Below are 23,239 nucleotides of genomic sequence, written 5' to 3' on the forward strand. Positions count from 1 at the left end.
TCCCAACCTGTTTCAGTTTCCACAACAATGTGACCAAATAATGGTTCAATGGAGCAAGGTTTCAGGCCGGTCTGATCGGATTAGAATCGGTTTTTCGGAAGTAGATCTCGCGCCGCGACGGAACACTTTGGGAATGTGTCAGAGGCCGCCAGAGGCAACGGCCGAAAACCGCTCTATTTTCAGTAAGTCGCTGATATAATGAGGAAACAGCGCTAGCTGGTGACTTGCCGCCCGCTCAGTTCACGGTTGCTTCGCGCGAGCAGGCTGTCGGGAGGTATGTCGATCGCCGGGACCGGCAGTGCCGCGATCCTGTCTGCCAATTCGGCGGGAACTCCAAGCATCCTGCCGACGGCCGCAACCAGGACTTCTGGTTCGACCGGTTCGCCGGCCGCGGTACGTCGAGCTGCGGCGATCATGGAAGCTTCGATCATGTCGACGGCGAGTTCCGCAGGCATCGGGCGAAAGACGCCATTTGACATTCCTTCGCTGATAACGGTTCCCCCGATTTCGTGCACAAAGCTCCCGGGGCCGACAGCACGAAATCCAAGGCGCGCACTGAATTCAGTGAGACGCGGACAACGCCGCGTGAGTTCCAGAGCTTGCTTCAGGCCGAGGATGAGCTTGCGGGCCGGGTCACTTTCTTCGATCTGCGCCTCGAGAATCAAGGCGACCAGCTCGCGAGCCAGCTCTTCCTTGCACGCCTGCATCAATTCTTCGACCGAGCGGAAATAGTTGTAGAACGTTCCGCGCGATACGCCGGCGCGACGTATGACATGGTCGATCAGGGTATCCTCTGGGTCACGTTCAGACAGCACGAGGGTGGCGGCCTCGATCAGCTTGAGGCGGGTTTTTTCGCGCCTGGCCTGGCCCGGATCCCGCGATTTCTTGCGGCAGAATATCATGACTCAGATTCGGGCGGGCGGAGCCGGAATACCGCACAGTAGAGGGCCGGTGCGAACAACAGGGTGATCAGCGTGCCGGCGATAATTCCACCCATCATCGCATAGGCCATTGGGCCCCAGAAGATCTGCCGGGAAATCGGGATCAGCGCCAGCGATGCGGCAGCGGCAGTCAGCAGGATCGGGCGGGCACGTTCGTCGGCGGCTTTGGATATAGCCTCCCACCGGGATTTGCCTTGGGCACGGATATCCTCGGACGCCTGTATCAAGATAATCGAGTTCCGGATCAGGATGCCGACAAGTGCGAGAACGCCCAGCACCGCGACGAACCCCATTGGAGCGCCGGATCCCAGGAGTGCGATAACCACACCGATCAGGCCGAGAGGTGCGACAGCCATGACGACTGCCATCAGGCGGAAACTTTGCATCTGGATCATGACAAGCGTTAGGATCGTCATGACCATGATCGGCACGACGGCGATGATGGGTGCTTGGCTTTCGGCGCTACTTTCGACAGTGCCGCCGACTTCGACCGAGAACCCACGAGGCAAGTTGGAGATGAATTCGTCCACCGCGGGCGTGAGATCTTCGACGATTGTTGCGGGCTGGTCCCCGCCGACAATGCCTGCTTTGACGGTGATCGTGAGTTCGCGATCTTCCATCCGGATCTGCGGTTGCTCGGTGGTGTAGCTGAGAGTTGCGATGGAGCTGAGCGGGATCGTGGTTCCGTCGTTGCTGGCGAATTGAAGGTGCTCGAGCGCGCGCAGTGTTTGCCGTTCTGCGGCCTGCCCGCGCAGGATCACGTCGACGAGTGAGGTGCCTTCTCGCAGCTGGGTGATAACGCTGCCCTCATAGACGCTGGAGAGGACGCCCGCGACGTCTGATTGTGTCAGGCCGAGTTGGCGCAGGCGGGCCTGGTCCAGTTCCACCCGGACAACGCGGATCGGTTCGCTCCAGTCAAGCGAGATGGCCTCAAGGCGCTCGTCCTGGGCAATCAGGGCGGCGAATTCACGGGCTACATCGCGCAATTTAGGGATGTCATTACCGACGACGCGATATTGAACCGGTTTGCCGACGGGCGGGCCAAGTTCGACCGATTTGGAGAAGAATTCGATTCCTACGGCGGCCTCGGAATAGGCGTCTATCTTGGCTTGAAGCGAATTTCGGGTATCGACTGTCGGCGTCATGATGATGACCTGGCCGACGTTCGGCCCGTCGGTGGGCGAGTCGTGCGTGAGGACGAAACGTGGGGCGCCGGTGCCGACGTAGGAGGAGAAAAATTGTACCTCCTCCTGTTCGCTCAGCCATTGCTCAAACTCTGCCATTGCTGTGTTGGTGGCATCAAAACTGGCGTTCTGGCGCAGAGTAATGTCAACGATGACTTCCGACCGGTCGGATGTTGGGAAAAACTGCTGCTGAACGAAGCCCATCCCATAAACCGAAGCGGCGAAGGCGACGAAGGTGGCTAGGATGGTGATCCACTTGAAACGCATGGCCTGGTATAGAACCGAGCGGAAGCGGCGGCGCAGCCAGCCGGGCTCGCGGTGGGTATGTTTCCATTTCGCTGGCAGGAAAGTGGCGCCGAGCACCGGCGCGAAGAGTACCGCGACGATCCAGCTTAGCAGGAGAGAGACGACGATCACCCAGAAAAGGGAGGATGTGTATTCGCCCGCCGCCGAGCCGTTCAGCCCGATAGGTATGAAGCCCGCCATGGTTATCAATGTGCCGGTCAGCATGGGCCAGGCAATCGACGTCCACGCGTAAGAGGCCGCTTTGGACAAGCTCTCTCCTAGCTCCAGACGCGAGATCATCGTCTCGATCGCGATCATCGCGTCGTCCACCAGCAGCCCGAGAGCGATGATTAGCGCGCCGAGTGAGATCCGCTGCAGTGTGATGCCCATGGTATCCAGGATCAGGAAGGTAAGTGCCAGCACGATCGGGATCGACAGTGAAACAACGAAACCGGCTCGGACGCCTAGCGAAACGAAGCTGACGGCCAGCACGATAATGACCGCTTCTGCCAGAGCCCGGACGAAGTGGCCCACAGATTCCTCTACGACGTGCGGTTGATCCGCAATCTTGTGTACCTCGATACCAATTGGCAGATCAGCGACCACCTCTTCCATCAATGCATCCAGGTCCGCGCCGAAGTCGAGAATGTTCTCACCGTCGCGCATGCCGATGGTCAGGCCGATAGCCGGCGTGCCAGCATAGCGTACGAGTGTGGAAGGGGGATCTTCAAAATCCTCGGTGACGGTTGCGACGTCGGCGAGAGTGAAGAACACGTCATCGACACGGAGCGGCGCATTCGCGAGATCGGCAGCGCTGTCGAACTGGCCGCTGACCCGGATAAGGACTTGCTCATTTCCTGTCTGGACGATGCCCGAAGGAACGATCTGGTTCTGAGCGGCAAGCGTGTTCATGACCGTCTCGCCGTCCAGACCGAGAGCGGCTAGCCGGCTAGCGGAAAACTCAACAAGAACGACCTTGTCCTGCTCACCGATCAATTGGACCTTGCCTGCTGCGTCGAGTTCCTGGACGCGGTCGCGAGCAGCCTCGACATAGGTCTTCAACTCATCGGGCGCAAAGCCGTCACCTGTAAAAAGGTAAATGTTGCCAAACACTTGCCCAAAGTCGTCGTTGAAAGCGAAGCCTTCAAACTCCGACGGAAACTCGCCGCGAATGTCGGACATCATATTTCTGACGCGCAGCCAGATCGGCGGGATTTGCCGGCCCGGGATCGTATCACGTACATCCACATACACGACGGCACGGCCGGGGTAAGTGACAGAGCGTGTGCTGTCGAGTTCGTCAAGTTCCTGCAGTTTGCGTTCGATCCGATCGGTGACCTGAGTCACCGTTTCCTCGGCCGTAGCGCCCGGTAGCGAGGCGCTAATGACCATGGTGGGAATGGTGAAGCTTGGATCTTCCTCGCGCCCCATGTTGAGGTAGGCAAGTGCGCCTGCCACGAGGGCGACGATGGTCAGGTACCAGACGAAAGAACGGTGGCTGAGCGCCCAGTCGGATAGGTTGAAGTTTTTCACTCTATACGCACTCCGACAGTTTGCCCGTCTTCCAGGCTGTGAACGCCGCGCGTAACGATTTCGTCGCCAGCTTCGAGCCCGTCCTTGATCGCCGCGAAACCGTCAGCGGTGTAGTCGATTGTTACCGGGGTGAGATGGACTTTACGCTCTTCACCATTGTTGGACACGACCCAGACTTTCGGTTCATCCTCAGTTCCGGTAATCGCCGATACCGGGATCGCGATCAGCGGTTCACCACCGCTTTCCAGTGTTGCAGTGATCAGGCTGCCGATGCGGTAATCAGGCGGCGGATCCTCCAGCCGAAGGCGCAGGCGACGCGTGTTGAGGCTGGTTTGCGTGACCGGCTCGATTAAGCGCAGGGAGGCGATGACCGGCGGAACGTTCTGCGAATGGTGTCGTATCTCGAACGTAGAGTCGGAGGGCAGCGTTTCCGCGAGCACTTCGGGGATATCGATCACGGCCTCGCGTCCGTCGGGGTCGGCGACCTGGACAATGCCGGTACCGGCGGAAACGACCGTGCCAGGGTCGACCTCGGTCGAGAGAACGAGGCCCGGCCGCGATGCAGTGAGTGTTGCATAGCGTGCGGCATCTTCGGCTTGCTGAACCTCGGCGCGGGCGCTTTCAACCTGTGCGGCAGTTGATTCGCGGTTCGCGCGGGCGCGCTCGAGTTCAGCATCCGACGCGATGCCGCGGTCAAACAACGTTTCCGTTCGGTCGAGTTGGCTGGCAGCTAGGCGCGCTTCGGCCTCGGTGGCTTCCAACGCGGCACGCGCTGATGCGAGATCCTGTTCCAGGGTTACATCGTCGAGCGTCGCAATGACCTGTCCGGGTTCGATCAGATCTGACGGAGACACGTCCATTGTCGCGACGCGCCCCGCGGTTTGGAATGCAAGCATCGTGACGTTCTGGCCCCGGATCACGCCGGAGAACACGCGAGCGACGGCGGGATGCGCGGCGACGATCTCGGAGATTACCGGGCGAGGCGCAACGGGTTCGGGCGAAGGGGCGCCGGTTTCGGCCTGTACGCCGATTGGCGCGAGAAGCGAGACGGCCAAGAGGAAAGCGCGGGTCATTCGGCCATCTCCACAGGACGGACGGCCTGACCGGGGAACAACAGATGCGAGCCAGCACCGACCACAAGAGCGCCTTCTTCAACCCCGTCCTCAATGCGGAGCGCCTCATCGCCGAAACCCGCAAGAACGATTGGTGTCATGTCGACCCTCATGGTGTCTGGATCGACGGTCCAGACAGCCGGGCCAGTGGCACTTGCCGTCAACGCGTCGGATGGGACGGTGACGATAGGTGCGCTGGCCAGAACCACAGTGCCGACAATCTGCGTCCCGAATGGAAGGTTCCGGCCGAACTCCGGTGGAATCGCCGCTCGCACTTCGACGGTACCGGCATCGGTCAGCACATCGGATACTTCGGTGACCTCTGCGTCGATATCGCCTTGAGCAGGGGTAGAAAGACGGATCGGTTTTCCTCGTGCCTTGGCTAGACCGAACACATCGGGCGCCTGAAACAGTGCCTCCCGCAGGCCCTCGACGGCAAGACTGACGACTTCTTGCCCGGCACTCACAATTTCGCCGGGGTCAGCGCTGCGATCAATAACCACGACATCGGAACTGGCACGGAGGACTGTATCTTCCACGGCCTGTTCGGCCTGTTCCAGCGATGCCTGCGCACGGTCTCGGGAGGAGACGGCAGAGAGATAGGCTTCTTCCGCTTCGTCCAGATCGGCCTGGGTACCCGCCCCGCGCTCAAGGAGGCCACTGGCGCGGTCGCGGGCGAGCCGAGCTTGATCAACGGCTGCCGTTGCCGCCTGAAGCGACGCACGGGCGGCATCGAGCGACGCGTTGGCCATATCAGCCTCTACTTTGGCGATGACTGTTCCTTCGGAAATGTGATCGCCGACCTCGACATTCACCTCGGTTATGCGGCCGCCGGTACGGAATGCTGCCGGATAGCTTTCGGACGCCTCGACGGTGCCGACGATAGAGAAGGCATCTTCGGATGATGACTTCTCAGCGGTAACGATCTCGACCGGCAGCACGCCTTGCGCCTGGGCCGCCAAGGGAAGGATGAAAAGCAAGAGACAGGCAGATAATCGAACTGACATCAGAAATTCCCGGCGCGTTTGCGGACTGGTGTGGTGGAGATAGTGAAATTGACACTCGTGTCAATTGGCGCGGTGACGGTTTTTCGGGTGCAGTTAACGGTACGACGCGCGGTCGTTTCGGGGATCGGCGTGGTCAGGGTGCAGTCGGTAAGGGCAGGCAACCGGGAAGTCCGGCGGGCAAAACAAGGAGCGCGCCTGCGCGATAAAGGTCGAGACCGAGGCCCGGCCCATCGCCGCGGACTGCTATCCAGATACGGCCAGTGTCCACAATGGCCGCCTCGTCAGGTAAACTTCTGGCAAAATTTTTCATCGGAAAAATCGCGATTGCGCCCGGGGCGGCATCGGTAAAGACCATGACCGTTGCCAATACTGCCAGCCAGCCGACAAAGACGACGCACAGGTAGCCGATCCAACGGCTAAAAATCGTGTACATGTTCAAGGGCCACCGGACCTGTTTCGATATCGCGCAAGCGACCTGCAAGTTCGTTGACCCTTACCATGCTCAGATGACGATAGTCGCCATAGCCTTGGCGAGGGAAACTGATTAGGGCATCGCTGGCACGAAACTCGGTTGAGGTGGTGGTAAAAAGAATGTCGTCATTTCCCGCGATCTCAACAAAATCAGCGCCTAAATGAGCCAACTTTTGTAGGATATGTGTAAGGTCGCGGTAGCGGGGAGTTTCGATCTCGATGCCTTGTGGGCGGTTGGAGATTATCTGCACCACCTCGAGTTCGGACAGATCTTCGATCGTCAGTCCGTTGACGATCATGCGGAGCGTCAAATCGTCGGCGCCGACGGTTTCGACCGCGCTGGCGATGATGTCTGCGTAGCCCGACTTGACCCAGTTCTCGATACCAAGGGCAATGCGGCGCTCCTGGTCGCGAAATGTCCCGCTGTTGGCGGCGGCAAGTTCGTTATTGGCGGCTGCGAAGTCCCATTTGTACCAAGGGGTCTGCTGCAGGAAGGCGGCGTAGTCCGCGGCTTGCCGGGCGGAAAGGTCGTCAAGTGGAGCGCGATTTGAGCCGCGGATCCAAGTGGCGATGCGGCCGAGAGTTTCCTCGTAGGCGGCCTTGGCGCCGAACTCGGCGGTGAAACTGACGCCTATGGTGTAGACCATCTGCTTCGTTTCCCATGGGAAGCCGCCATGAGCACCGGAGGCTTTGGAAAGCGAGCAGAGCGATGACCAGAAGCCGGTGATCGAGCTGAAGAACCCGAAATCATGTGGGTCGCCTTCGGAGATGACTCGGGCATAGTCGTCATAGGCGTGTACGATATGCCATTCCGGGTAGGTCAGCAGCGTGCGCGATTCCGGACGTCGATGTTCAGGTGGCAGGATCGATACGTAATTGTCCGGCAATGGTTCGCTCCTGCATGCCAGTTCGACGTAGGCGATCGGTGCAAGCAGGATGACCACGAACGCCGCCAAGACCATCAACAGCCGTCCGAACCAGCGAAAAAGCCAGCGCATCAGTATCGATCCAGCTTCAGCCCGGCCCAGACCGCGAAACCACCCAGCAAAAGGTGCGGAAGGTTGGCGAGAAAGCGTAGCAAAGAGAAGGACATGCCAGCCGAACCGTTGGTGAAGATACCGAAGTCGAGATAGCCGTAGCCGGTGAAGAAGCCGAAGACGCCGTCGCCGAGATAGAGCGCGCCGAACAGGATCAGGAAGATCTTCGAAGCGCGATGGGAAATTAGTGCAGCTGCGAGGGCCCAAAGGGCGGATGCGACGTGCAGCGCGTCGTCGAAGAGATCCAGTTCGAAGATACCGAAGGCCAGCCCCTCGTCATCGGTCAGGCCAGGGATGTAGTTCAGCGACGCGGCACCCAGAAGAACCACGAAATAGCCGAGGGCGATCTTTTGCAGGGTGCTCATAGGGTCTCCATGTAGGTGTCCCAAAAGTTGTTACGGAAGATACCCTGCGGGTCGAGTTCCCGTTTCGCCTTCGCGAATTCTGCGGCGCGGGGGTATGCGTGCACGAACTGTTCCTGTCGAGCGTGGGGCCGGTACGGCAGATAATAAGTTCCGCCGACACCCAGAATGCCTTCGATCAGCGCTTGGGTCATGCGCTTCATGTCGGCCTCGGCGCGGGCGGTCATTTCCTGGCTGAAAGACATGACGGCAGCGATGCGGGGCTGTGGTGCATAGGCGAGCCAGCTGTCGGGGTCCGTATCGACGTAGCGAAGGGTGACGTTCAGGAATTCCTGATAAGAGGCTGGAATCACCTGCCGGCAGACGTCGATGAAATCCGCGAAACGATCCGGCGGAACAAAATATTCGTGCAGGATGTCTGTCCGGTTGGGATCCCTGTCGTCCAGTGTGACAACGGGCTCGTTGATCAGGCTGTTTCGGGTGGACGGTCCGCCACCGAGCTTCGGACCCAGGTCGGTTTCCGTCCACCAGCGAATGCGCTTCATCCGCTCGTTGCCGAGTTGGGCGCGGTAGATCTGACGGGACAACTTCGACAGGGTGCCGGAACCGCTCGCAGGCGGCAGCGCTGACTGATCCTCGGTGGCCCGGTAGGTGATCAGAAGGGCCTGATCGAAGAAATGCGCACGATCGACGTTCAGTCGGCCGTAGGCCATGGTGACCGAGGTGTCGTCGAGAGCTTCGGTGAAGCGCTGGCCGAAGTCCCGGGAGTCGAGCTTTTCAAAGGTAGGGGCCAGGCGCTGGTTGGGTGCGATGTCGACTTCCATCCGCGTGATGGCGCCGGTCAGGCCATAGCCGCCCATCGTCATGCCGAAAAGGCCCGGGTTCTCGGTTCGCGAGCATGAGACCAAGCCGCCGTCGGGCAGGACCATGTCAAAGCTGCGGACCGAGGCGCCCATCGGACCGATTTTTACTGGCCAGCCGTGGGCATTGACGCAGAAGGTCGCGGCGACGCCGAAATCGTTGTTCGACTGCATGACTCGCGGGCCGAATCCCAGCGGGTCGAGGGCCGAGATGACCTGGTGCCAGCGTGCTCCGGCATGGACCAGCATCGTCGAATTGCCAATGTCTGGTTCGATCCACGCGCTATCGAAAGTCAGGGCGTGTCCGTCATGTGGAATCGCTTGGCCGCCCATGGAATGACGTGCGGCGCCCACATTGACGGGGCGCTCTTCGGCGCGCGCGTCGGCGATTTCGGCGCGGATAGCTTTAACCAGCGCGTCGCCGGGATCCTCAGTCAGGATAGAGTGCCGGAAGATCGGTGTTTCCGACAAGCCGCTCGCGTCGTTAAGTTTCCCTTCACCGCCGGCACCGGCGATGGTGGCCGTGCCGTCCAGGCTGGGGTTCGTGGACGTAAAGTGGTGTGTCAGCCATCCACCGAATATCGCTCCGGCACCAAAAAGTGCGGCGCGGCGGGTAAAGGTCTTCATCGTGCCAGGTCTTTCCAGAATCCGTCGGGCGCACAATTGCGCAGAGGCCAGGAAAAGGCTGGTACTGAATTCCTTACCTGAATCAAGCTCCCGTACGGGTTCGTCCGGGAGTTCAGTTTCAGGCAGCCGCTTTCAACAGAGCGTCGATATGCGCAGGACCGGTCGGGCGGATGCCGTTCGGGTTCAGCGCCTTGATCGAATAGTAGCCGCGCGTGATATGGTCCATGTTCACCGTCTCGCGCACGCCGGGCAGGCTGATCATCCGTTCCAGATGGGCGCTCAGGCGCGGGTAGTCGGCAATCTGGCGACGGTCGCATTTGAAGATGCCGTGATAGGCGGCATCGAAGCGGATCAACGTGACGAAAAGCCTGACGTCGGTTTCGGTCAGCCGGTCGCCGAACAGGAAATCGCCGGACAGTCGATTTTCCAGCATGTCGAGCAACGCGAAGACACCGTCGACGGCTTCGTCGTAGGCTTCCTGCGTGATGGCAAAGCCGGCTTTGTAGACGCCATTGTTGAGCTGGTCGTAGATCTGCTTGTTCAGCGCATCGATGTCTGCGCCGATATCCTGCGGGTACAGTCGGACTTCGGAAGGGGCGAGCTCTTCGAAGGCGGTGTCGAACATGCGCAGGATGTCGGCGCTTTCGTTGTTCACAATGGTATCGCGCTTGGTGTCCCAAAGTACCGGGACCGTGGCACGGCCAGAGACGTGCGGGTCGGCGCGGGTGTAAAGTTCGTGCAAGTGTGGAGCATCGTGGAGCGGGTCCGTGTCGGCGCCGGGATAACCGCCGAAGCTCCAGCCCTGTTTGTCGAGGACCGGGTTGACCACTGTGACGGGGATCAGGTTCTCCAACCCTTTCAGTTTGCGGGCGACCAGTGTCCGCGATGCCCAGGGGCAGATCAGAGCGACGTAGAGGCGGTAACGGTTCGGTTCCGCCTTGAAGCCGCTCCCTCCGGTGGGGCCGGCCGAGCCGTCCGGGGTAATCCAGTTACGGAAACTCGACACCTGACGGACAAAGCGGCCCTTTTCGTCAGCCTTTTGCACCGGCTGCCAGTCTTCGGTCCATTTCCCATCGACGAGCATGGTTCAGGCTTCCTTCTGGGTGATGTGGAACCGGGTGCCCCACGGGTCGGTAAGGACGGCGCCTGGTTGCAAGGCTGCATTTGCCAGCCCCGCAGGCGTGCCGAGAATTTCCACTTCTGTAAGGCCGGTTGCCTCCGGCGTGCGGGTGCCAGCGTTTCGGCTGTTCCAGATGTTTCCGGCCAGATGATGGTGGTAGCCGCCGGAGCTGAAGAAATTCGCGCCGGGATACCGCGTGGTCAGGTCCATGCCGAGCGATTGCTTGATGAATTCCTCGGACGGATCAAGCGCACCGACCTGCAGGTGGACGTGACCGACAACCGTGCCGTCAGGCACGCCGGACCAGGGAGCGGTTGCTGAGCTTGCCACATCATTGAGATCGAGCGGTTCGGTGGCCATCGCGATCTGGCCGTCCTTCACGGTCCATTGGTCGCGGGGGCGGTCGACGTAGATTTCTATGCCGTTGCCTTCGGGATCGGCGAGGTAGAGAGCTTCGCTGACCAGATGGTCGGAGGCACCCTGAAGCGGCACTCGGGTTTCAGCGGCGTGGTGCAGCCACGCACCAAGATCAGCGCGGGAAGGCAGCAGGAAAGCGGTGTGGAACAGGCCGGCTTCGCGGGGGGATCCACGGGGGGCGGCGGTGTCGCCATGCAGTTCCAGAAGCACGCGGTCGCCGGTGCCGTAAGTGGCGGATTCGCCGTTGCGGTTTATCGGTGCGAGGCCGAGAGCCTGTTCGTAGAATCCGCCGACGGTGTCGAGGTCGCGGACCTTCAAAACCACGCGGCCGATCTCAAGGGGGGCGGAGCTGGTAGCCATTTTTCTCAATCCTTCAAGGACCATTCATGCAGTCCATGTGGTGTACCCCGCCGCCAATGCGACAGGGCAGTTATTGCTTTTAATGGTTGGTCTAACGTCAGGCGGCCAACGCGGACTGTATGCGCCGGGTCGGGTAGAGCGCGAGTGCGCCGTCACCCAACAGCGCGAGCGCGGCCTGCACGGCGGCCCACATCACCGGGTATTCCCAGCCGCCACCTTCGTTGCTCCAGCCGAAGCCAGCTCCAGCATGAGCGAAGAATGCGGCGCCCAGCAGGACCGGTACGAGCCCCGCAGACACATAGCGGGTGGCGATGCCGAGGATCAGGGCGATGCCGCCCGCGATCTCGGCTATCATCGTCAGGATGCCCAGCCAACCCGGAAGACCGAGCGATGAAAAGAATCCAGCGGTGCCGGCGGGTGTGAAGACGAGAAGCTTTGTCAGCCCGTGGGCGAGGAACAGGGCGCCAGTGGTCACTCGAAGGATCAGCGCGGCGTAAGGGGCGGTGGTGTTGTCAATCATTGTCTCTCTCCGTTTCGTCCCGGCTGCTGCATTTAGCCGGGGTGCTTTTCGATAACGGCAAGATGGAGGTTGCAGGATTGGAATGAAATGGAGAATATGTGGAAATACTATCGCCGAAATGTTCGGAATACTTATATGGATATGGTGGATGGATTGCGCGCATTCGTGGCAACCGCGCAGAGTGGGTCTTTCACTGCGGCGGCGGGGCGCCTAGGGGTCTCCAACCGGCTGACATCGAAATACGTAGCGGAACTTGAGGCTCGGCTGGGAGTACGCCTGCTTCAGCGGACAACGCGGAAGGTTGGGATCACACCGGCAGGGGAAGAACTTCTGGCGCGGGCGCCTGCGCTGCTGGAAGAGTTCGACGGGATGATCTCGGACGTGACCGAGGGGACACGCGGGTTTTCCGGAAGCATGCGGATCTCGGCGCCGGTGACGTTTGGCGAGGTCTATGTGCAAGAGATGCTGCGCCGGTTTGCGGCGCCGCATCCGGCATTGGTGATCGACCTGCGACTGGACGACGCTTACGTGGATCTGGCCGCGAGCGGGATCGACCTAGCATTTCGGATCGGGGAGCCCGCGGTTTCGGCCTTGAAAGCACGGAAGCTCGGTGAGGTGGAAAGCGTCGTGGTGGCGTCGCCGGACTACCTTGCTCGCTACGGAACGCCGCAATCACCGGACGAATTGGAAGGTCACGCCTGTATCGTCGACACGAACCGCCGAAATCCCGCGCGTTGGGCATTCCGGCGAGGCGGCGAGGAACTGGACGTTCAGGTTCGCGGACGGTTCTCGGTGAACAGCGCAAGGGTGGCGCGGGATCTGGCGCTGGAAGGGTTCGGGATCGCCTACGGACCGGACTTTGTTCTGGGTGAGGCACTTGCGGCTGGCCGTCTAGTGCGGCTGATGGACGGATGGCAAGGGGGCGTACATCCGTTGAGCGCGGTCTACCTCGAAGGGCGTACATTGCCGCGAAAAGTGCGCGCGCTCATTGATTTCGCGGCGTCGGACATCAAGTCGGCGGGGGTGCTTTGAATCCGGGCGATCCAGTGACGACACTATTCATGAAACCGGACCCGGCAGGTTAAGCACCGCCGAGCCCGATCTGTTGCCGCCAATTTGTCAAGCCGCCATTTCCGGCTTCTTACCGAGAATGATCATGCCGAGAAGATCGTCTTCGCTCACCTTGTCGACCTCGACGGTGCCCACCAGCTTGCCGTTCTTCATGACACTGGCGCGGTCGCAAAGCGCCTTTACCTGATGGATGTCGTGGTCGATAAGCAATATCCCGATGCCGCGCTTTTTAAGTTCATCGATCAGTTCGGCAACCATCCGCGTCTCTTCGACACCAAGCGCGGCGGTGGGTTCGTCCATGATCAGGATCTTGGCGTTGAAGTATACCGCGCGGGAGATCGCGACGGACTGCCGCTGACCGCCTGAGAGGCCCGCAACGGGTGTATTGAAGCGGCGGAAGTTCGGCGTGAGACGGCCCATGATCTTGCGCGTCTCGGCCTCCATCTTCGCGTCGTCGACGAAACCTAGCGGTGTCGTCAGTTCACGGCCGAGGAACAGGTTTGCTGCGGCGTCGAGATTGTCTGCAAGGGCGAGGTACTGATAGATTGTCTCGATCTGATAGTTGCGCGCGTCACGGGGATTGTTGATTTCGGCCTTTTCGCCGTTGACATAGATCTCGCCACTGTCGCGCGGCAAAGCGCCGGACAGCATCTTCATCAAGACTGATTTGCCGGCGCCGTTATGGCCGAGAACACCGACGACTTCGCCCGGGTAGAGGTCGATGGTGACGTTGTCGACGGCATGGATGCCGCCGAACGCCTTGCGCATGTTGCGCATTTCGACAAGCGGTGTGCCGGTGCGGTCTATTTCGGAACTCATGCGTCAGCTCCCGGTCCGTTTGCGGTAGAGGATGTCGACGTAGACGGCGAGGACGAGGACGATGCCCACCACGATGTTCTGGTAGGGTGCGTCGACGCCGACCATGGCCATACCGGACTGCAAAGACTGCATGATCAGGGCGCCGAGAATGGCGCCATAGATCGTTCCGACACCGCCGGAAAGAGCAGTGCCGCCGATTACAGCCGCAGCGATGACGCGCAGTTCGTCCAGCGTCCCGATGTCGTTGGTGTGGAAAGTCAGGCGGGCACTGGCGACCACGGCGGAGATCGCGCAGAGGATGCCCATAATCATGAAGACCTTTACAGTGAGTGCGCGGGTGCGGATGCCGGACAGTTCCGCCGCCTCCGGGTTACCGCCGGCGGCGAAGATGTAGCGGCCGAGGCGGGTTCGCCGGGCGAGCACAATCATTATGATCGCTACCACAATGAGCAGAACGACCGAGTAGGGGATGCCATAGCCAGCGGTGAAGCCTTCCGGCATTGTCAGGCCGCGGTCCTCGAATGACCGTTCCAGCCGCCGACTGGGAATCTCGTATGCGTTCAGGATCGCAACGAAACCAAGTATGGCAACCGTGGCGATGCCACCTATCACAACCTCTGCCCAGACAGGTTTTACCTGAAACTCGTGTCGCACCTTGGATCGACGTGCTGCGATCAATGCGTAGAGCGTAGCGATGACGGCAAGTGCCCCAAAGACCCAGCTCCAGGTTTCGCCCAATGTTCCGTTGATGCCGCCGAGCAGTTGAAAATTGCTGTCGAGCGGGCCGATGGTCTGGCCATTTGTCAGGTGCCAGGCCACGTTCCGCCAGACGAACAGGCCGCCCAGAGTCACGATGAAAGCGGGTATTGTCAGGTAGCCGATCAGCCAGCCATGGAATGCGCCGATGATCGCGCCCGCGAGAATGCCGGTGAGGATGGCCATAGGCGCGATTAGCGGGTGTTCCAGACCGAGACCCATCCAATCCGGCAGGACGACGGTCTGCATCATCGCCATGATGGCGCTACAGGTGGCCAGCAGCGAGCCGACCGAAAGGTCGATGTTGCGGGTGACGATCACGAAGACCATGCCGGTCGCCATCAGGGCGACGGATACTGTCTGGATCGTCAGGTTGAAAATGTTGCGGGGGGTCAGAAACCGCCCGTCGGTCAGGAAGTTGAAGACTAAGCAGACGACGATGAAAGCGCCGATCATGCCAAGAAGCCGAGTGTCGATTTCCAGCGTAGCCAGCAGGTTGCGCTTGGTGCTCCGCGTCGGTTCGCTGACGGAGTCAGTGCTGTCGCTCATCGCGTCTTTCCGGAATTCATCTGGGGACGCGCTCCCACCAAAACTGGCGGGAGCGCGACGTTCTTCAGCTCATGTGATGCGGATCAGTTGCAAGCCGCCGGGCCGCTGTCGCCAACACCTTGGCACAGGGTTTCGGTGTCGATCCAGCCGGCATCCACGACCACGTCCAGATTGTCCGCAGTGATCGGGATCGGCGCGAGGAACTTGGCCGTCATCGTCGTGCCGGACGGCGAAGTCCATTCTTCGGCGCCCTCGATATCGGCCATCGCGGTTCCACCAGCCAGCGCCAGCGCGATCTCGCCAGCGTTCTTGCCTAGTTCACGCGCGTCTTTCCAAACGCTCACTGTCTGTGTGCCGAGTGCCACGCGGTTCAGGGCAGCAAGGTCCCCGTCCTGGCCAGAAACCGGGATGCCTTCCATGCCTTGCGCGGTCAGGGCCGCCACAACGCCACCAGCGGTGCCGTCGTTCGAAGCGACTACAGCGTCGACGTTGTTATCTTCTGCGGTCAGGATCTGTTCCATGTTCCGCTGAGCGTTGGCTGGGATCCAGCCGTCGGTATAGGCTTCGCCGACGATCGTGATGTCGCCAGCGTCAATGGCCTCCTGCAGGACTTCCTGCTGACCGCCACGCAGGAAATCGGCGTTCGGGTCGGTCGAAGATCCCTTGATCATCACGTAGTTGCCTTCTGGCGCTTTCTCGAGCACGGCACGTGCCTGCATCCGACCAACCTCTACGTTGTCGAATGTCAGGTAGAAGGCGCGGTCATCCTCGATCAAACGGTCATAGGCGATTACAGGTACGCCTTCGTCCGCGGCTGCTTGCACCGCAGGGATGATGGCTTCGGTGTCCTGTGCCAGGACAATCAGCGCGTCCACGCCCTGGGCCATCAGGCTTTCGATGTCCGACAGTTGTTTGCTGGCAGATGATTGAGCGTCGGTGGAAACATAAGTCGCACCGGCAGCATCGAGCACGGCCTTGATGGCGCCCTCGTCCCGTTTCCAGCGCTCTTCCTGAAAGTTTGACCAGCTAACGCCTACAGTCTGGGCAAAAGCCGATGTGGTAAAGCCGGCGGCAATAGCCGCGGCCACTACGAAAGTTCTACGCATTGAAGCCTCCCGAATATCTTTGCCTTATTGGGCAGGCCGACCAGAGGCCGACTGGCGTTAACATGGCATAATGCGTTGGCTTGTCAAAATCGAAATAGATGCATCTTTTGGCGTCGTCGCGTAAGACAGGTCGACGGTATTTCCCCTCGCGGCGGAGACTATTGTTCCATTAGTGTCGGCCCGAGGTGTTTGGGGGAGGAGATGGAGAATGCAGCGAATCTGGCCGGACACCGCAGCCTTAGTATGGGCCGCTTCACTGGCTGCAGCCTTGGTGTATCCAACTGCCGTGATTGCGGCCGATCCGGTATTTCTGAACCGTTCCGGCAGTCTGCCGGTCTCCCATGTCTACGATGGCGGTTGGGAACATTTCGTCGGCGGCGGTGTCGCTGTCTTCGACTGTAACGGAGATTCACTGCCAGAGATATTTGCAGCCGGCGGCGAGAACCCGGTGCGACTGTTCCTCAATACCACAGAGACGGCGGGTGCGCCGTTAAGCTTTTTACTCGGAGAGGTCCCTGATCTGATCGGCGTTACCGGCGCGTATCCGCTGGATGTCGACAGCGACGGTCTGCTCGATCTGGTGGTCCTTCGAGCGGGGCCGAATGTCATGCTGAAGGGGCAGGGTGAATGCCAGTTTACGGACGCCACAAAGGAATGGGGCATAGTGCCCGAAGATCGCTGGACCACCGCCTTTTCGGCAACATGGGAGCCGGGCGAGACCTGGCCCACGCTGGCATTTGGCAATTACGTGGATCGCGCCGACCCGGACGGACCATTTGGTGCCTGCGACGACAGTGAGTTGTTCCGCCCGGAAGGTGAAGGATATAGCAATCCGCAGGTTCTGGAGCCCGGCTACTGTCCGCTGTCGATGATGTTTTCCGACTGGTTCCGGCGGGGCCGGGCCGACCTGTGGTTATCTAACGACCGGCATTACTATATCCGTGGTGGCCACGAGCAAATGTACCGCCTTGACGAGGGCCGGTTTCTCGGAGCTGAGGATGGATGGGAAGAAGTGTCGATCTGGGGCATGGGTATCGCCGCCCGCGACCTGACTGGCGACGGGCGGCCAGAGGTCATGCTCACCTCAATGGGCGACCAGTTGCTGCAATTCGCGACTGCACAGGGGTTTCGCCGCGCGCCTTATGAGACAGGTGCTACGGCCCACAGACCCTTTACCGGCGACGACGGGCGTCCTTCAACTGGCTGGCATGCAGCCTTCGATGACGTGAATAACGACGGTCTGGCGGACATCTTCATCTCCAAGGGCAACGTGGACCAGATGCCCGGACTAGCTATGCACGATCCGAACAATCTGCTGATGGGCCGGCCCGATGGCACCTTTGTTGAGGCGGCTGCGATTGCGGGGATCGCCACGATGAGCCGGTCACGCGGCGCTGCGCTGGCAGACTTGAACGGTGATGGTCTGAGAGATCTGGTGGTGATCAATCGCAGAGCGCCGATGGAGGTGTGGCAGAACGCGACGGCAGGGGGCGGAAACTGGGTCGACGTAGAACTGCGGCAGAACGGCTCCAACACACGCGCCATAGGCGCTTGGGTGGAGTTGCGAGATACCTCTGGCATCCGGTTGCAGGAACTCACTGTGGGTGGCGGTCACGCGAGTGGTACAGCGGTGCCTCTGCATTTCGGGCTTGGTCAAGCCGGGAGCGCGGAGGTGCGTGTCACCTGGCCGGACGGGAAGGTTTCAGAGTGGTCCGTTGTGCCCATCAACGACCTAACGACAATAACTCGCGACCGCTAAGTGTCGTTTTCGGTCAGCGATCCACTGGCAATCCGCTGGGCACACTATCGGGTACACCAAGGCGGCCGGGAACCGCCGTCTTGCCAGTGAGGCTTTCGAGAAAGGTGACAAGGTCGTCCAGCGCAGGTTCGCTCAGTGCGATGCCGGGTCCCTCGTATGCGGCCGACAGAGCGGTAGTTTCTGCTGAGTCTGTAGTTACTTCCCAGTCTTCTGCTCCCGGAAATTCAGGCAGAATGGCCTGTGAAGCGTCATATTCTATGACCCGACCGCCCGCATGTTCTAAAAGGAATGCGCGAAGGTCGCGATAGGCGCCATCGTGGCCATAGGGCGCAGTCAGGGTTACGTTGCGCAATGACGGTGTTCTGAAGCGGTAGGCGTCTTCGAGGCGTCCGCTGACGCGCAGGCGACCTTCGTCGCGGAAATGGCTTTCGAAGCGCGCCTTCTTGCCCGGTCCGATCTGCGGCACGGCCATGGCATGAAAGGCGTGGTCGGTCTGAAATTTGCCGGAATGACAGGTCGCGCAACCGATTTCGCCGTAGAACAGTTCCATCCCACGCAGGGCGGCACCATCGAGCGGGACCTCTCCGCGCAGATGAGCGTCGAATGCGCTGTCGTCCGACCGCCACTCGAAAGAGATGAAGGCGGCGATCGCATTTGACAGATCGGTGAATGCAATTTCTCGACCGGCGGCGATTTCCGGGTAGGCGGCTTCGAACAAGTCTCGGTATTGCGGGATAGCGGCGACACGGTCGGCCAGGGCATCCCAGGCGCCACCTTCGCCGGTGATGCGGCCCTGCCGCGCAAGCTTGCTGACGTCGTTTTCGCCATAGTGTCCAGCCATCTCGTCCTGTGACAGCACTGGGAACATCGTCTGTGCCGCGAGCACATTGTCGAAACCCATTGTCATGTCGTCTTCCAGGGGCGTGCGGATGCCGCTTGCGCGGGACGGATCAGCCTCAATCCGGCCATCATGGAACATGACGGTGAACTCGGATGCACCAAGGTTCCAAAGGCCGGTGGCATTGCGCGGGATGCGTTCCTCCGGTGGGTTTTCTGGGTCTAGTCGTCGATCTGGCCCGAGCCCGACACCGCCTTCGCCGATGCCCAGCGATACAGCGTCGGACGTGCCGAAACGGGGGTGATGACACGTGGAGCAGGCGATGTTTCGGTTGCCCGACAGGATACGGTCGTAAAACAGAAACTGGCCGAGTTGGACCTCTGCATCGTCTAAGGTGCCGTAGTCGGAATCGGTGACAGGCTTCGGCAATTCGGCTGCAGCCGGTAGCGCTATGCCCATGCAGATTGCGAAACACGCTAATACTCGCATTGCCCCGAGCCTCCCATCTTCTCCCTCGCGCAGCATAGGAGCGAAGGGATCGATTTGTCCATTTACGGAACGCGCCTGAAATCGGGCTGTACTCGGCGAATGCATGGGTTAGACGGAGGATCAAAGCAGAGCCCGAGACGGCGCGGATGGTGATAAGAGAAAGAGAGGTCCGAAATGCATACGCTCGACGAACTCAAAGCAGCAGGTTTGACCGATGCGGAACTGAGCGGCGGCACGCTTTCCGTTATTTCACCAATTGATGGCAAGGAAGTCGCGAAGGTTACCCAGACGCCTGCAAGTGACATGCCTGCCATCATCGCCAGGGCGCAGGAGGCTTTCGTTTCTTGGCGCACCACGCCTGCGCCGCAGCGGGGCGAACTGGTGCGGCTTTTCGGAGAGGAACTGCGGAGTTCCAAGGACGAACTTGGCGCAATCGTTACCCTGGAGGCTGGCAAAATTGCCTCGGAAGGTCTGGGCGAAGTTCAGGAGATGATCGATATCTGCGATTTCGCCGTGGGGTTGTCGCGGCAGCTTTACGGACTGACCATCGCCTCCGAGCGGCCCGGGCATCGGATGGCGGAAACCTGGCATCCCATGGGCCCTGTCGGCGTGATCACCGCATTCAATTTCCCCGTGGCTCCCTGGGCGTGGAACGCAGCGCTGGCGCTGGTTTGCGGCGATCCGGTGATCTGGAAACCTTCGGAAAAGACGCCGCTTACGGCTATGGCCTGCCTGAAGATCTTTCAGCGGGCTGCGGAAAGGTTCGGTACCGCACCGGAAGGGCTGGTGCAACTTGCAATCGGCGGACCGGACATTGGCGAGGCACTAGTGATCTCGCGTGACATTCCGGTGATTTCGGCGACGGGTTCGAGCCGGATGGGCGAAATCGTCGGACCGAAGGTCATGGCACGGTTTGGCCGGCCGATCCTGGAATTGGGCGGCAACAATGCAATGATCGTAGCGCCAACGGCGGATCTGGACATGGCGATCCGGGCCATCGTGTTCTCAGCTGTGGGAACCTGCGGGCAACGCTGCACCTCGCTGCGGCGGCTGATCGTGCACAATTCGATCAAGGATGACCTGGTTGCGAAGTTGGTGACAGCCTATGCCAGCCTGCCAATCGGCGACCCGCGCGACACAGGTACGTTGGTTGGGCCATTGATCGATGCAGGCGCGCTCGAGCGCATGATGAGAGTTCTGGAGTCGGCAAAAGCCGAGGGTGGGACGGTGCATGGCGGTCAGCTTGTAACCGAGCGTGTCCCGGGAGGCTCCTATGTGACCCCGGCAATTGTAGAGCTGCCCGAGCAGACCGACACGGTGCGCACGGAGACATTTGCGCCGATCTTGTACGTGATTGGCTATGACGACCTGGACGACGCCATCACGATCCAGAACGATGTGCCGCAAGGTCTTTCCTCCTGCATCTTCACCCTGGATTTGCGCGAGGCGGAGACGTTCCTGTCTTCCGGGGGTTCGGACTGCGGCATTGCCAACGTGAATATCGGTCCCTCCGGTGCCGAAATCGGCGGCGCATTCGGCGGCGAGAAGGCCACAGGCGGCGGGCGCGAAAGCGGGTCGGATGCCTGGAAGGGCTACATGCGTCGGCAGACCAGTACGGTGAACTACTCGGCGGAATTGCCTTTGGCGCAGGGCGTCAAATTTGACATCTGAGGTTTCCAGCCTCTGGCGAGCCTCTTGCCGCGAGAGGTTCGAGGCTCAGCCCTTGGCCGGATCGAAGAGCGTTGATCTTGCGATTATAGGCGGCGGTTTTACTGGTTGCTCTGCCGCGCTACACGCAGCGGAGTCCGGTGCCACGGTCTGCCTACTGGAGGCTGAACGGATCGGGCACGGCGGGTCGGGACGGAATGTCGGGCTGGTCAATGCCGGGCTCTGGCTACCACCAGATGAAATCGTCTCTCAAATGGGTGAAGCGGCAGCGCACAGGCTTATGGGGCCGCTCGGCGAAGGGCCCGAAAAAGTGTTCGGGCTGATCAAGCGTCATGGGATTGAATGTGAGTCGGTACAGAACGGAACGCTACACTGTGCACATTCGCCTGCCGGATTTCGCGAGATAGAGACACGGTTTCGGCAGGGCAACCGGATGGGCGCGCCGCTTGAACTACTGGACGCAGCAGAGGCGCGAAGCCGAGTTGGCTCGGCGCGGATCCATGGCGCACTGCTGGACAGGCGGGCGGGTACTATTCAACCGCTCGCCTATGCGCGCGGGCTGGCTCGTGCTGCGGCTGCGGCAGGGGCTGAGATTCATGAGCTAAGCGCGGTAAGCAACCTGTTTCGGCAGAACAATGGGTGGCTGCTGAAAAGCAACGGCCACCCTGTCCGTGCGCGGACCGTACTGATTGCGACCAACGCCTATCACCTTGGGATAAAGTCGCCGTTCCGGCCGCGGTTCGTGCCTGTTGCTTTCTCACAGTATGCGACGTCACCACTGGATGATGTCGCGCGCGCGGATATCCTGCCGGGCGGCGAAGGGTGCTGGGACACTGCGCAAGTCATGAATTCTTTCCGGGTGGATGAAGCGGGTCGGCTGATCGTTGGCGCGATCGGTAGTAGGGAGGCGCTGACAGGCGGCTTTCACAACGCACATGCCCGGAGGCTGCTGCGTCGGCTCTTCCCGGCGTTGGACGGAGCAGAGTTCGAGTACGCCTGGCATGGAACAATCGCAATGACCTCGGACCATGTTCCGAAGATCGTGGCCTTCGGACCAAATGCGCTGGCATGTTTTGGATACTCGGGGCGCGGAATTGGCCCAGGGACCGTATTTGGCGCAGCGGCGGCAAAGGCGCTGGTGGGCGCCGGCGAGAACGTTTTGCCGGTGGAGCCGGTCGAGCACTACAGCGAACGATTCACTGGTGCCCGCGCGGTGTTCTACGAACTCGGCGCGGCGTTTGCGCACGCATTCGGGCTTGGTCTGCGAGGAAAAGCCGATGTTCCTCCCAAATCGTGATGGAAAAGGCTTGGACCGTTAAATTCTTGCCGCGTTGTCGCGGACGCAGACAATCGGTCTTCCTCAGATCACTCGATTCTGTACATCATGCGGAGCGAGGCCAAAATACACGCGAAATGCTGTCGCAAAATTCTCTGTGCTGGAGTAGCCGGCAATAAATGCGGCTTCCGCAATCGGGACTCCGTCTTCACTTAAGGCGCGGCGCGCGCGAAGCAGGCGTTCGCGACGTATGAAGTCGCGAAGCGTCAGGCCGTAACAGCTTTTGAAATGGCGCTGCAAGGAGCGGCGGTTGAGACCAAATTCCTGCTCAAGCCGGTCGAGAGGCAGATCTTCGGAAAGGTGATCCAACAGGAAAAGCCGTATCCGCTCGGCGGTGGCGTCGTCCCCATGCCGCTGATAGGAAGTCTCCACCAGTTCCTGCGCCAGGGCGCGGCGCACAAGCTCCATTCCGCGTGACATTCGGTAAAGCCGCACCTGCGCATCGCTTTCCTGTGGCGGCGGCGCGACGATCTGCGAGGCGAGGCGCGTGATCTCCGTGCAGGGCACCCAGTTGTGCAGGCGGAAGGCGGGCGAGGCGCCTGCGGTGTCGTCGGGCCAGTCGAGGTCCTCGGCCCCGGCGATCTGGTCCACCCAGTCGAGACTGGTGGCGATGGAGATCTTTCGGTAGGGGTCACCGAAGGATTGCAGGTGCCTGAGCGTGCAGCTCTTTTCCACCCGCATCATCACCGCATCCGGCGCAGCGCGCGCGTCGAGCTCGACCTCAATGCCGTCGAAGCTGAAAAGGTGATAGCCTTTCAGCAGCACGAGGATCTGGAATTTCGGATCCACAGTCGTTTGCGCCGGATCTTCCACTCCGGATTTCCGCGTGTCGAGGACGCCTATGCGAAGGCCGCCCGGAAAGATGTTGACCGTCATGGTGCGGGACCCGATTTCCGAAGAGGTGTCGCTGGGTTGGCGCGCGAAGGCTGGCTGCTGTCGTTCCCGCAAATGCATGAGTCGCTTTCACAGGGAGGCGGCAAATGGACACCGGTTTCCGTGGAAACTATAGAAC

The 23,239-nt window shown here is 60.6% G+C and carries 20 protein-coding genes; 4 read left to right on the forward strand and 16 right to left on the reverse strand.

All coding sequences use genetic code 11. The features are described 5' to 3' along the window. Window positions 1-212 precede the first annotated feature (212 nt). From HCO70_RS03790 to HCO70_RS03840, 11 genes are all read right to left on the reverse strand, one after another. Window positions 213-902: a TetR/AcrR family transcriptional regulator gene (locus HCO70_RS03790; RefSeq protein WP_172293221.1), complete on the reverse strand. Its 690-nt coding sequence runs from the start codon at window positions 900-902 to the stop codon at window positions 213-215. Next, window positions 899-3,943 (reverse strand): efflux RND transporter permease subunit, encoded by a 3,045-nt coding sequence (locus tag HCO70_RS03795; RefSeq protein ID WP_172293223.1) that lies wholly within the window; start codon window positions 3,941-3,943, stop codon window positions 899-901. The genes HCO70_RS03790 and HCO70_RS03795 overlap by 4 nt, the downstream gene beginning before the upstream one ends. Then, window positions 3,940-4,875 carry an efflux RND transporter periplasmic adaptor subunit gene (locus tag HCO70_RS03800; protein WP_172293225.1) on the reverse strand — a complete coding sequence of 312 codons (936 nt, stop codon included), beginning with the start codon at window positions 4,873-4,875 and terminating at the stop codon, window positions 3,940-3,942. Before HCO70_RS03800 ends, HCO70_RS03795 begins: the two co-directional genes overlap by 4 nt. Window positions 4,876-5,012: 137 nt before the next feature. Then, the gene (locus HCO70_RS03805) at window positions 5,013-6,035 is read right to left on the reverse strand and encodes an efflux RND transporter periplasmic adaptor subunit (RefSeq protein WP_216665248.1); all 1,023 of its coding nucleotides are present in this window, start codon (window positions 6,033-6,035) and stop codon (window positions 5,013-5,015) included. Window positions 6,036-6,195: 160 nt separating this feature from the next. Continuing rightward, window positions 6,196-6,495 (reverse strand): hypothetical protein, encoded by a 300-nt coding sequence (locus tag HCO70_RS03810; RefSeq protein WP_172293229.1) that lies wholly within the window; start codon window positions 6,493-6,495, stop codon window positions 6,196-6,198. Beyond that, window positions 6,479-7,531 (reverse strand): hypothetical protein, encoded by a 1,053-nt coding sequence (locus tag HCO70_RS03815; RefSeq protein ID WP_172293231.1) that lies wholly within the window; start codon window positions 7,529-7,531, stop codon window positions 6,479-6,481. The genes HCO70_RS03810 and HCO70_RS03815 overlap by 17 nt, the downstream gene beginning before the upstream one ends. Continuing rightward, window positions 7,531-7,935 (reverse strand): hypothetical protein, encoded by a 405-nt coding sequence (locus tag HCO70_RS03820; RefSeq protein ID WP_172293233.1) that lies wholly within the window; start codon window positions 7,933-7,935, stop codon window positions 7,531-7,533. The genes HCO70_RS03815 and HCO70_RS03820 overlap by 1 nt, the downstream gene beginning before the upstream one ends. Then, window positions 7,932-9,419 (reverse strand): FAD-binding oxidoreductase, encoded by a 1,488-nt coding sequence (locus HCO70_RS03825; RefSeq protein ID WP_172293235.1) that lies wholly within the window; start codon window positions 9,417-9,419, stop codon window positions 7,932-7,934. Before HCO70_RS03825 ends, HCO70_RS03820 begins: the two co-directional genes overlap by 4 nt. Window positions 9,420-9,537: 118 nt before the next feature. Then, window positions 9,538-10,503 (reverse strand): glutathione S-transferase family protein, encoded by a 966-nt coding sequence (locus HCO70_RS03830; protein ID WP_172293237.1) that lies wholly within the window; start codon window positions 10,501-10,503, stop codon window positions 9,538-9,540. Window positions 10,504-10,506: 3 nt separating this feature from the next. Then, window positions 10,507-11,316 (reverse strand): VOC family protein, encoded by an 810-nt coding sequence (locus HCO70_RS03835; protein WP_172293239.1) that lies wholly within the window; start codon window positions 11,314-11,316, stop codon window positions 10,507-10,509. Between the two features lie 97 nt (window positions 11,317-11,413). Further along, window positions 11,414-11,836: a DoxX family protein gene (locus tag HCO70_RS03840; RefSeq protein WP_172293241.1), complete on the reverse strand. Its 423-nt coding sequence runs from the start codon at window positions 11,834-11,836 to the stop codon at window positions 11,414-11,416. Window positions 11,837-11,971: 135 nt separating this feature from the next. Between HCO70_RS03840 and HCO70_RS03845 the strand changes: the two genes are divergently transcribed. Next, window positions 11,972-12,868: a LysR family transcriptional regulator gene (locus HCO70_RS03845; RefSeq protein WP_172293243.1), complete on the forward strand. Its 897-nt coding sequence runs from the start codon at window positions 11,972-11,974 to the stop codon at window positions 12,866-12,868. Window positions 12,869-12,955: 87 nt separating this feature from the next. Here the strand turns inward: HCO70_RS03845 and HCO70_RS03850 are convergent, their stop codons facing one another. The 3 genes from HCO70_RS03850 to xylF form a co-directional block, all read right to left on the reverse strand. Continuing rightward, window positions 12,956-13,726: an ATP-binding cassette domain-containing protein gene (locus tag HCO70_RS03850; protein ID WP_172293245.1), complete on the reverse strand. Its 771-nt coding sequence runs from the start codon at window positions 13,724-13,726 to the stop codon at window positions 12,956-12,958. A 3-nt stretch (window positions 13,727-13,729) separates the two neighbouring features. Next, the gene (locus HCO70_RS03855) at window positions 13,730-15,031 is read right to left on the reverse strand and encodes a sugar ABC transporter permease (RefSeq protein ID WP_172293247.1); all 1,302 of its coding nucleotides are present in this window, start codon (window positions 15,029-15,031) and stop codon (window positions 13,730-13,732) included. A gap of 83 nt (window positions 15,032-15,114) precedes the next feature. Next, complete coding sequence (gene xylF, locus HCO70_RS03860; RefSeq protein ID WP_172293249.1) at window positions 15,115-16,137, reverse strand: D-xylose ABC transporter substrate-binding protein; 1,023 nt, start codon at window positions 16,135-16,137, stop codon at window positions 15,115-15,117. A 208-nt stretch (window positions 16,138-16,345) separates the two neighbouring features. Between xylF and HCO70_RS03865 the strand changes: the two genes are divergently transcribed. Next, window positions 16,346-17,896: a CRTAC1 family protein gene (locus tag HCO70_RS03865; RefSeq protein WP_172293251.1), complete on the forward strand. Its 1,551-nt coding sequence runs from the start codon at window positions 16,346-16,348 to the stop codon at window positions 17,894-17,896. Between the two features lie 13 nt (window positions 17,897-17,909). On the opposite strand, the gene HCO70_RS03870 is transcribed toward HCO70_RS03865, so the two are convergent. After that, window positions 17,910-19,193: a cytochrome-c peroxidase gene (locus HCO70_RS03870; RefSeq protein ID WP_253913104.1), complete on the reverse strand. Its 1,284-nt coding sequence runs from the start codon at window positions 19,191-19,193 to the stop codon at window positions 17,910-17,912. A 204-nt stretch (window positions 19,194-19,397) separates the two neighbouring features. Between HCO70_RS03870 and HCO70_RS03875 the strand changes: the two genes are divergently transcribed. Beyond that, window positions 19,398-20,894, forward strand: coding sequence for an aldehyde dehydrogenase family protein (locus HCO70_RS03875; protein WP_172293255.1), 1,497 nt, complete (start codon window positions 19,398-19,400; stop codon window positions 20,892-20,894). A gap of 52 nt (window positions 20,895-20,946) precedes the next feature. After that, window positions 20,947-22,188 (forward strand): FAD-binding oxidoreductase, encoded by a 1,242-nt coding sequence (locus tag HCO70_RS03880; RefSeq protein WP_253913105.1) that lies wholly within the window; start codon window positions 20,947-20,949, stop codon window positions 22,186-22,188. Between the two features lie 63 nt (window positions 22,189-22,251). On the opposite strand, the gene HCO70_RS03885 is transcribed toward HCO70_RS03880, so the two are convergent. After that, window positions 22,252-23,181: an AraC family transcriptional regulator gene (locus tag HCO70_RS03885; protein WP_216665249.1), complete on the reverse strand. Its 930-nt coding sequence runs from the start codon at window positions 23,179-23,181 to the stop codon at window positions 22,252-22,254. Window positions 23,182-23,239 lie beyond the last annotated feature (58 nt).

The organism is Pseudoruegeria sp. HB172150 (assembly GCF_013184805.1).
In the GTDB taxonomy this organism is placed as follows: domain Bacteria; phylum Pseudomonadota; class Alphaproteobacteria; order Rhodobacterales; family Rhodobacteraceae; genus Psychromarinibacter.

What these genes read in the sequence shown, in the direction of transcription:
- HCO70_RS03835 (WP_172293239.1), bottom strand. Translation starts at nt 11,316, where the DNA reads ATGGCTACCAGCTCCGCCCCCCTTGAGATCGGCCGCGTGGTTTTGAAG.
- HCO70_RS03830 (WP_172293237.1), bottom strand. Translation starts at nt 10,503, where the DNA reads ATGCTCGTCGATGGGAAATGGACCGAAGACTGGCAGCCGGTGCAAAAG.
- HCO70_RS03875 (WP_172293255.1), top strand. Translation starts at nt 19,398, where the DNA reads ATGCATACGCTCGACGAACTCAAAGCAGCAGGTTTGACCGATGCGGAA.
- HCO70_RS03810 (WP_172293229.1), bottom strand. Translation starts at nt 6,495, where the DNA reads ATGTACACGATTTTTAGCCGTTGGATCGGCTACCTGTGCGTCGTCTTT.
- HCO70_RS03815 (WP_172293231.1), bottom strand. Translation starts at nt 7,531, where the DNA reads ATGCGCTGGCTTTTTCGCTGGTTCGGACGGCTGTTGATGGTCTTGGCG.
- HCO70_RS03850 (WP_172293245.1), bottom strand. Translation starts at nt 13,726, where the DNA reads ATGAGTTCCGAAATAGACCGCACCGGCACACCGCTTGTCGAAATGCGC.
- HCO70_RS03870 (WP_253913104.1), bottom strand. Translation starts at nt 19,193, where the DNA reads ATGGGCATAGCGCTACCGGCTGCAGCCGAATTGCCGAAGCCTGTCACC.
- HCO70_RS03865 (WP_172293251.1), top strand. Translation starts at nt 16,346, where the DNA reads ATGCAGCGAATCTGGCCGGACACCGCAGCCTTAGTATGGGCCGCTTCA.
- HCO70_RS03855 (WP_172293247.1), bottom strand. Translation starts at nt 15,031, where the DNA reads ATGAGCGACAGCACTGACTCCGTCAGCGAACCGACGCGGAGCACCAAG.
- xylF (WP_172293249.1), bottom strand. Translation starts at nt 16,137, where the DNA reads ATGCGTAGAACTTTCGTAGTGGCCGCGGCTATTGCCGCCGGCTTTACC.
- HCO70_RS03885 (WP_216665249.1), bottom strand. Translation starts at nt 23,181, where the DNA reads ATGCATTTGCGGGAACGACAGCAGCCAGCCTTCGCGCGCCAACCCAGC.
- HCO70_RS03845 (WP_172293243.1), top strand. Translation starts at nt 11,972, where the DNA reads ATGGATATGGTGGATGGATTGCGCGCATTCGTGGCAACCGCGCAGAGT.
- HCO70_RS03790 (WP_172293221.1), bottom strand. Translation starts at nt 902, where the DNA reads ATGATATTCTGCCGCAAGAAATCGCGGGATCCGGGCCAGGCCAGGCGC.
- HCO70_RS03825 (WP_172293235.1), bottom strand. Translation starts at nt 9,419, where the DNA reads ATGAAGACCTTTACCCGCCGCGCCGCACTTTTTGGTGCCGGAGCGATA.
- HCO70_RS03840 (WP_172293241.1), bottom strand. Translation starts at nt 11,836, where the DNA reads ATGATTGACAACACCACCGCCCCTTACGCCGCGCTGATCCTTCGAGTG.
- HCO70_RS03820 (WP_172293233.1), bottom strand. Translation starts at nt 7,935, where the DNA reads ATGAGCACCCTGCAAAAGATCGCCCTCGGCTATTTCGTGGTTCTTCTG.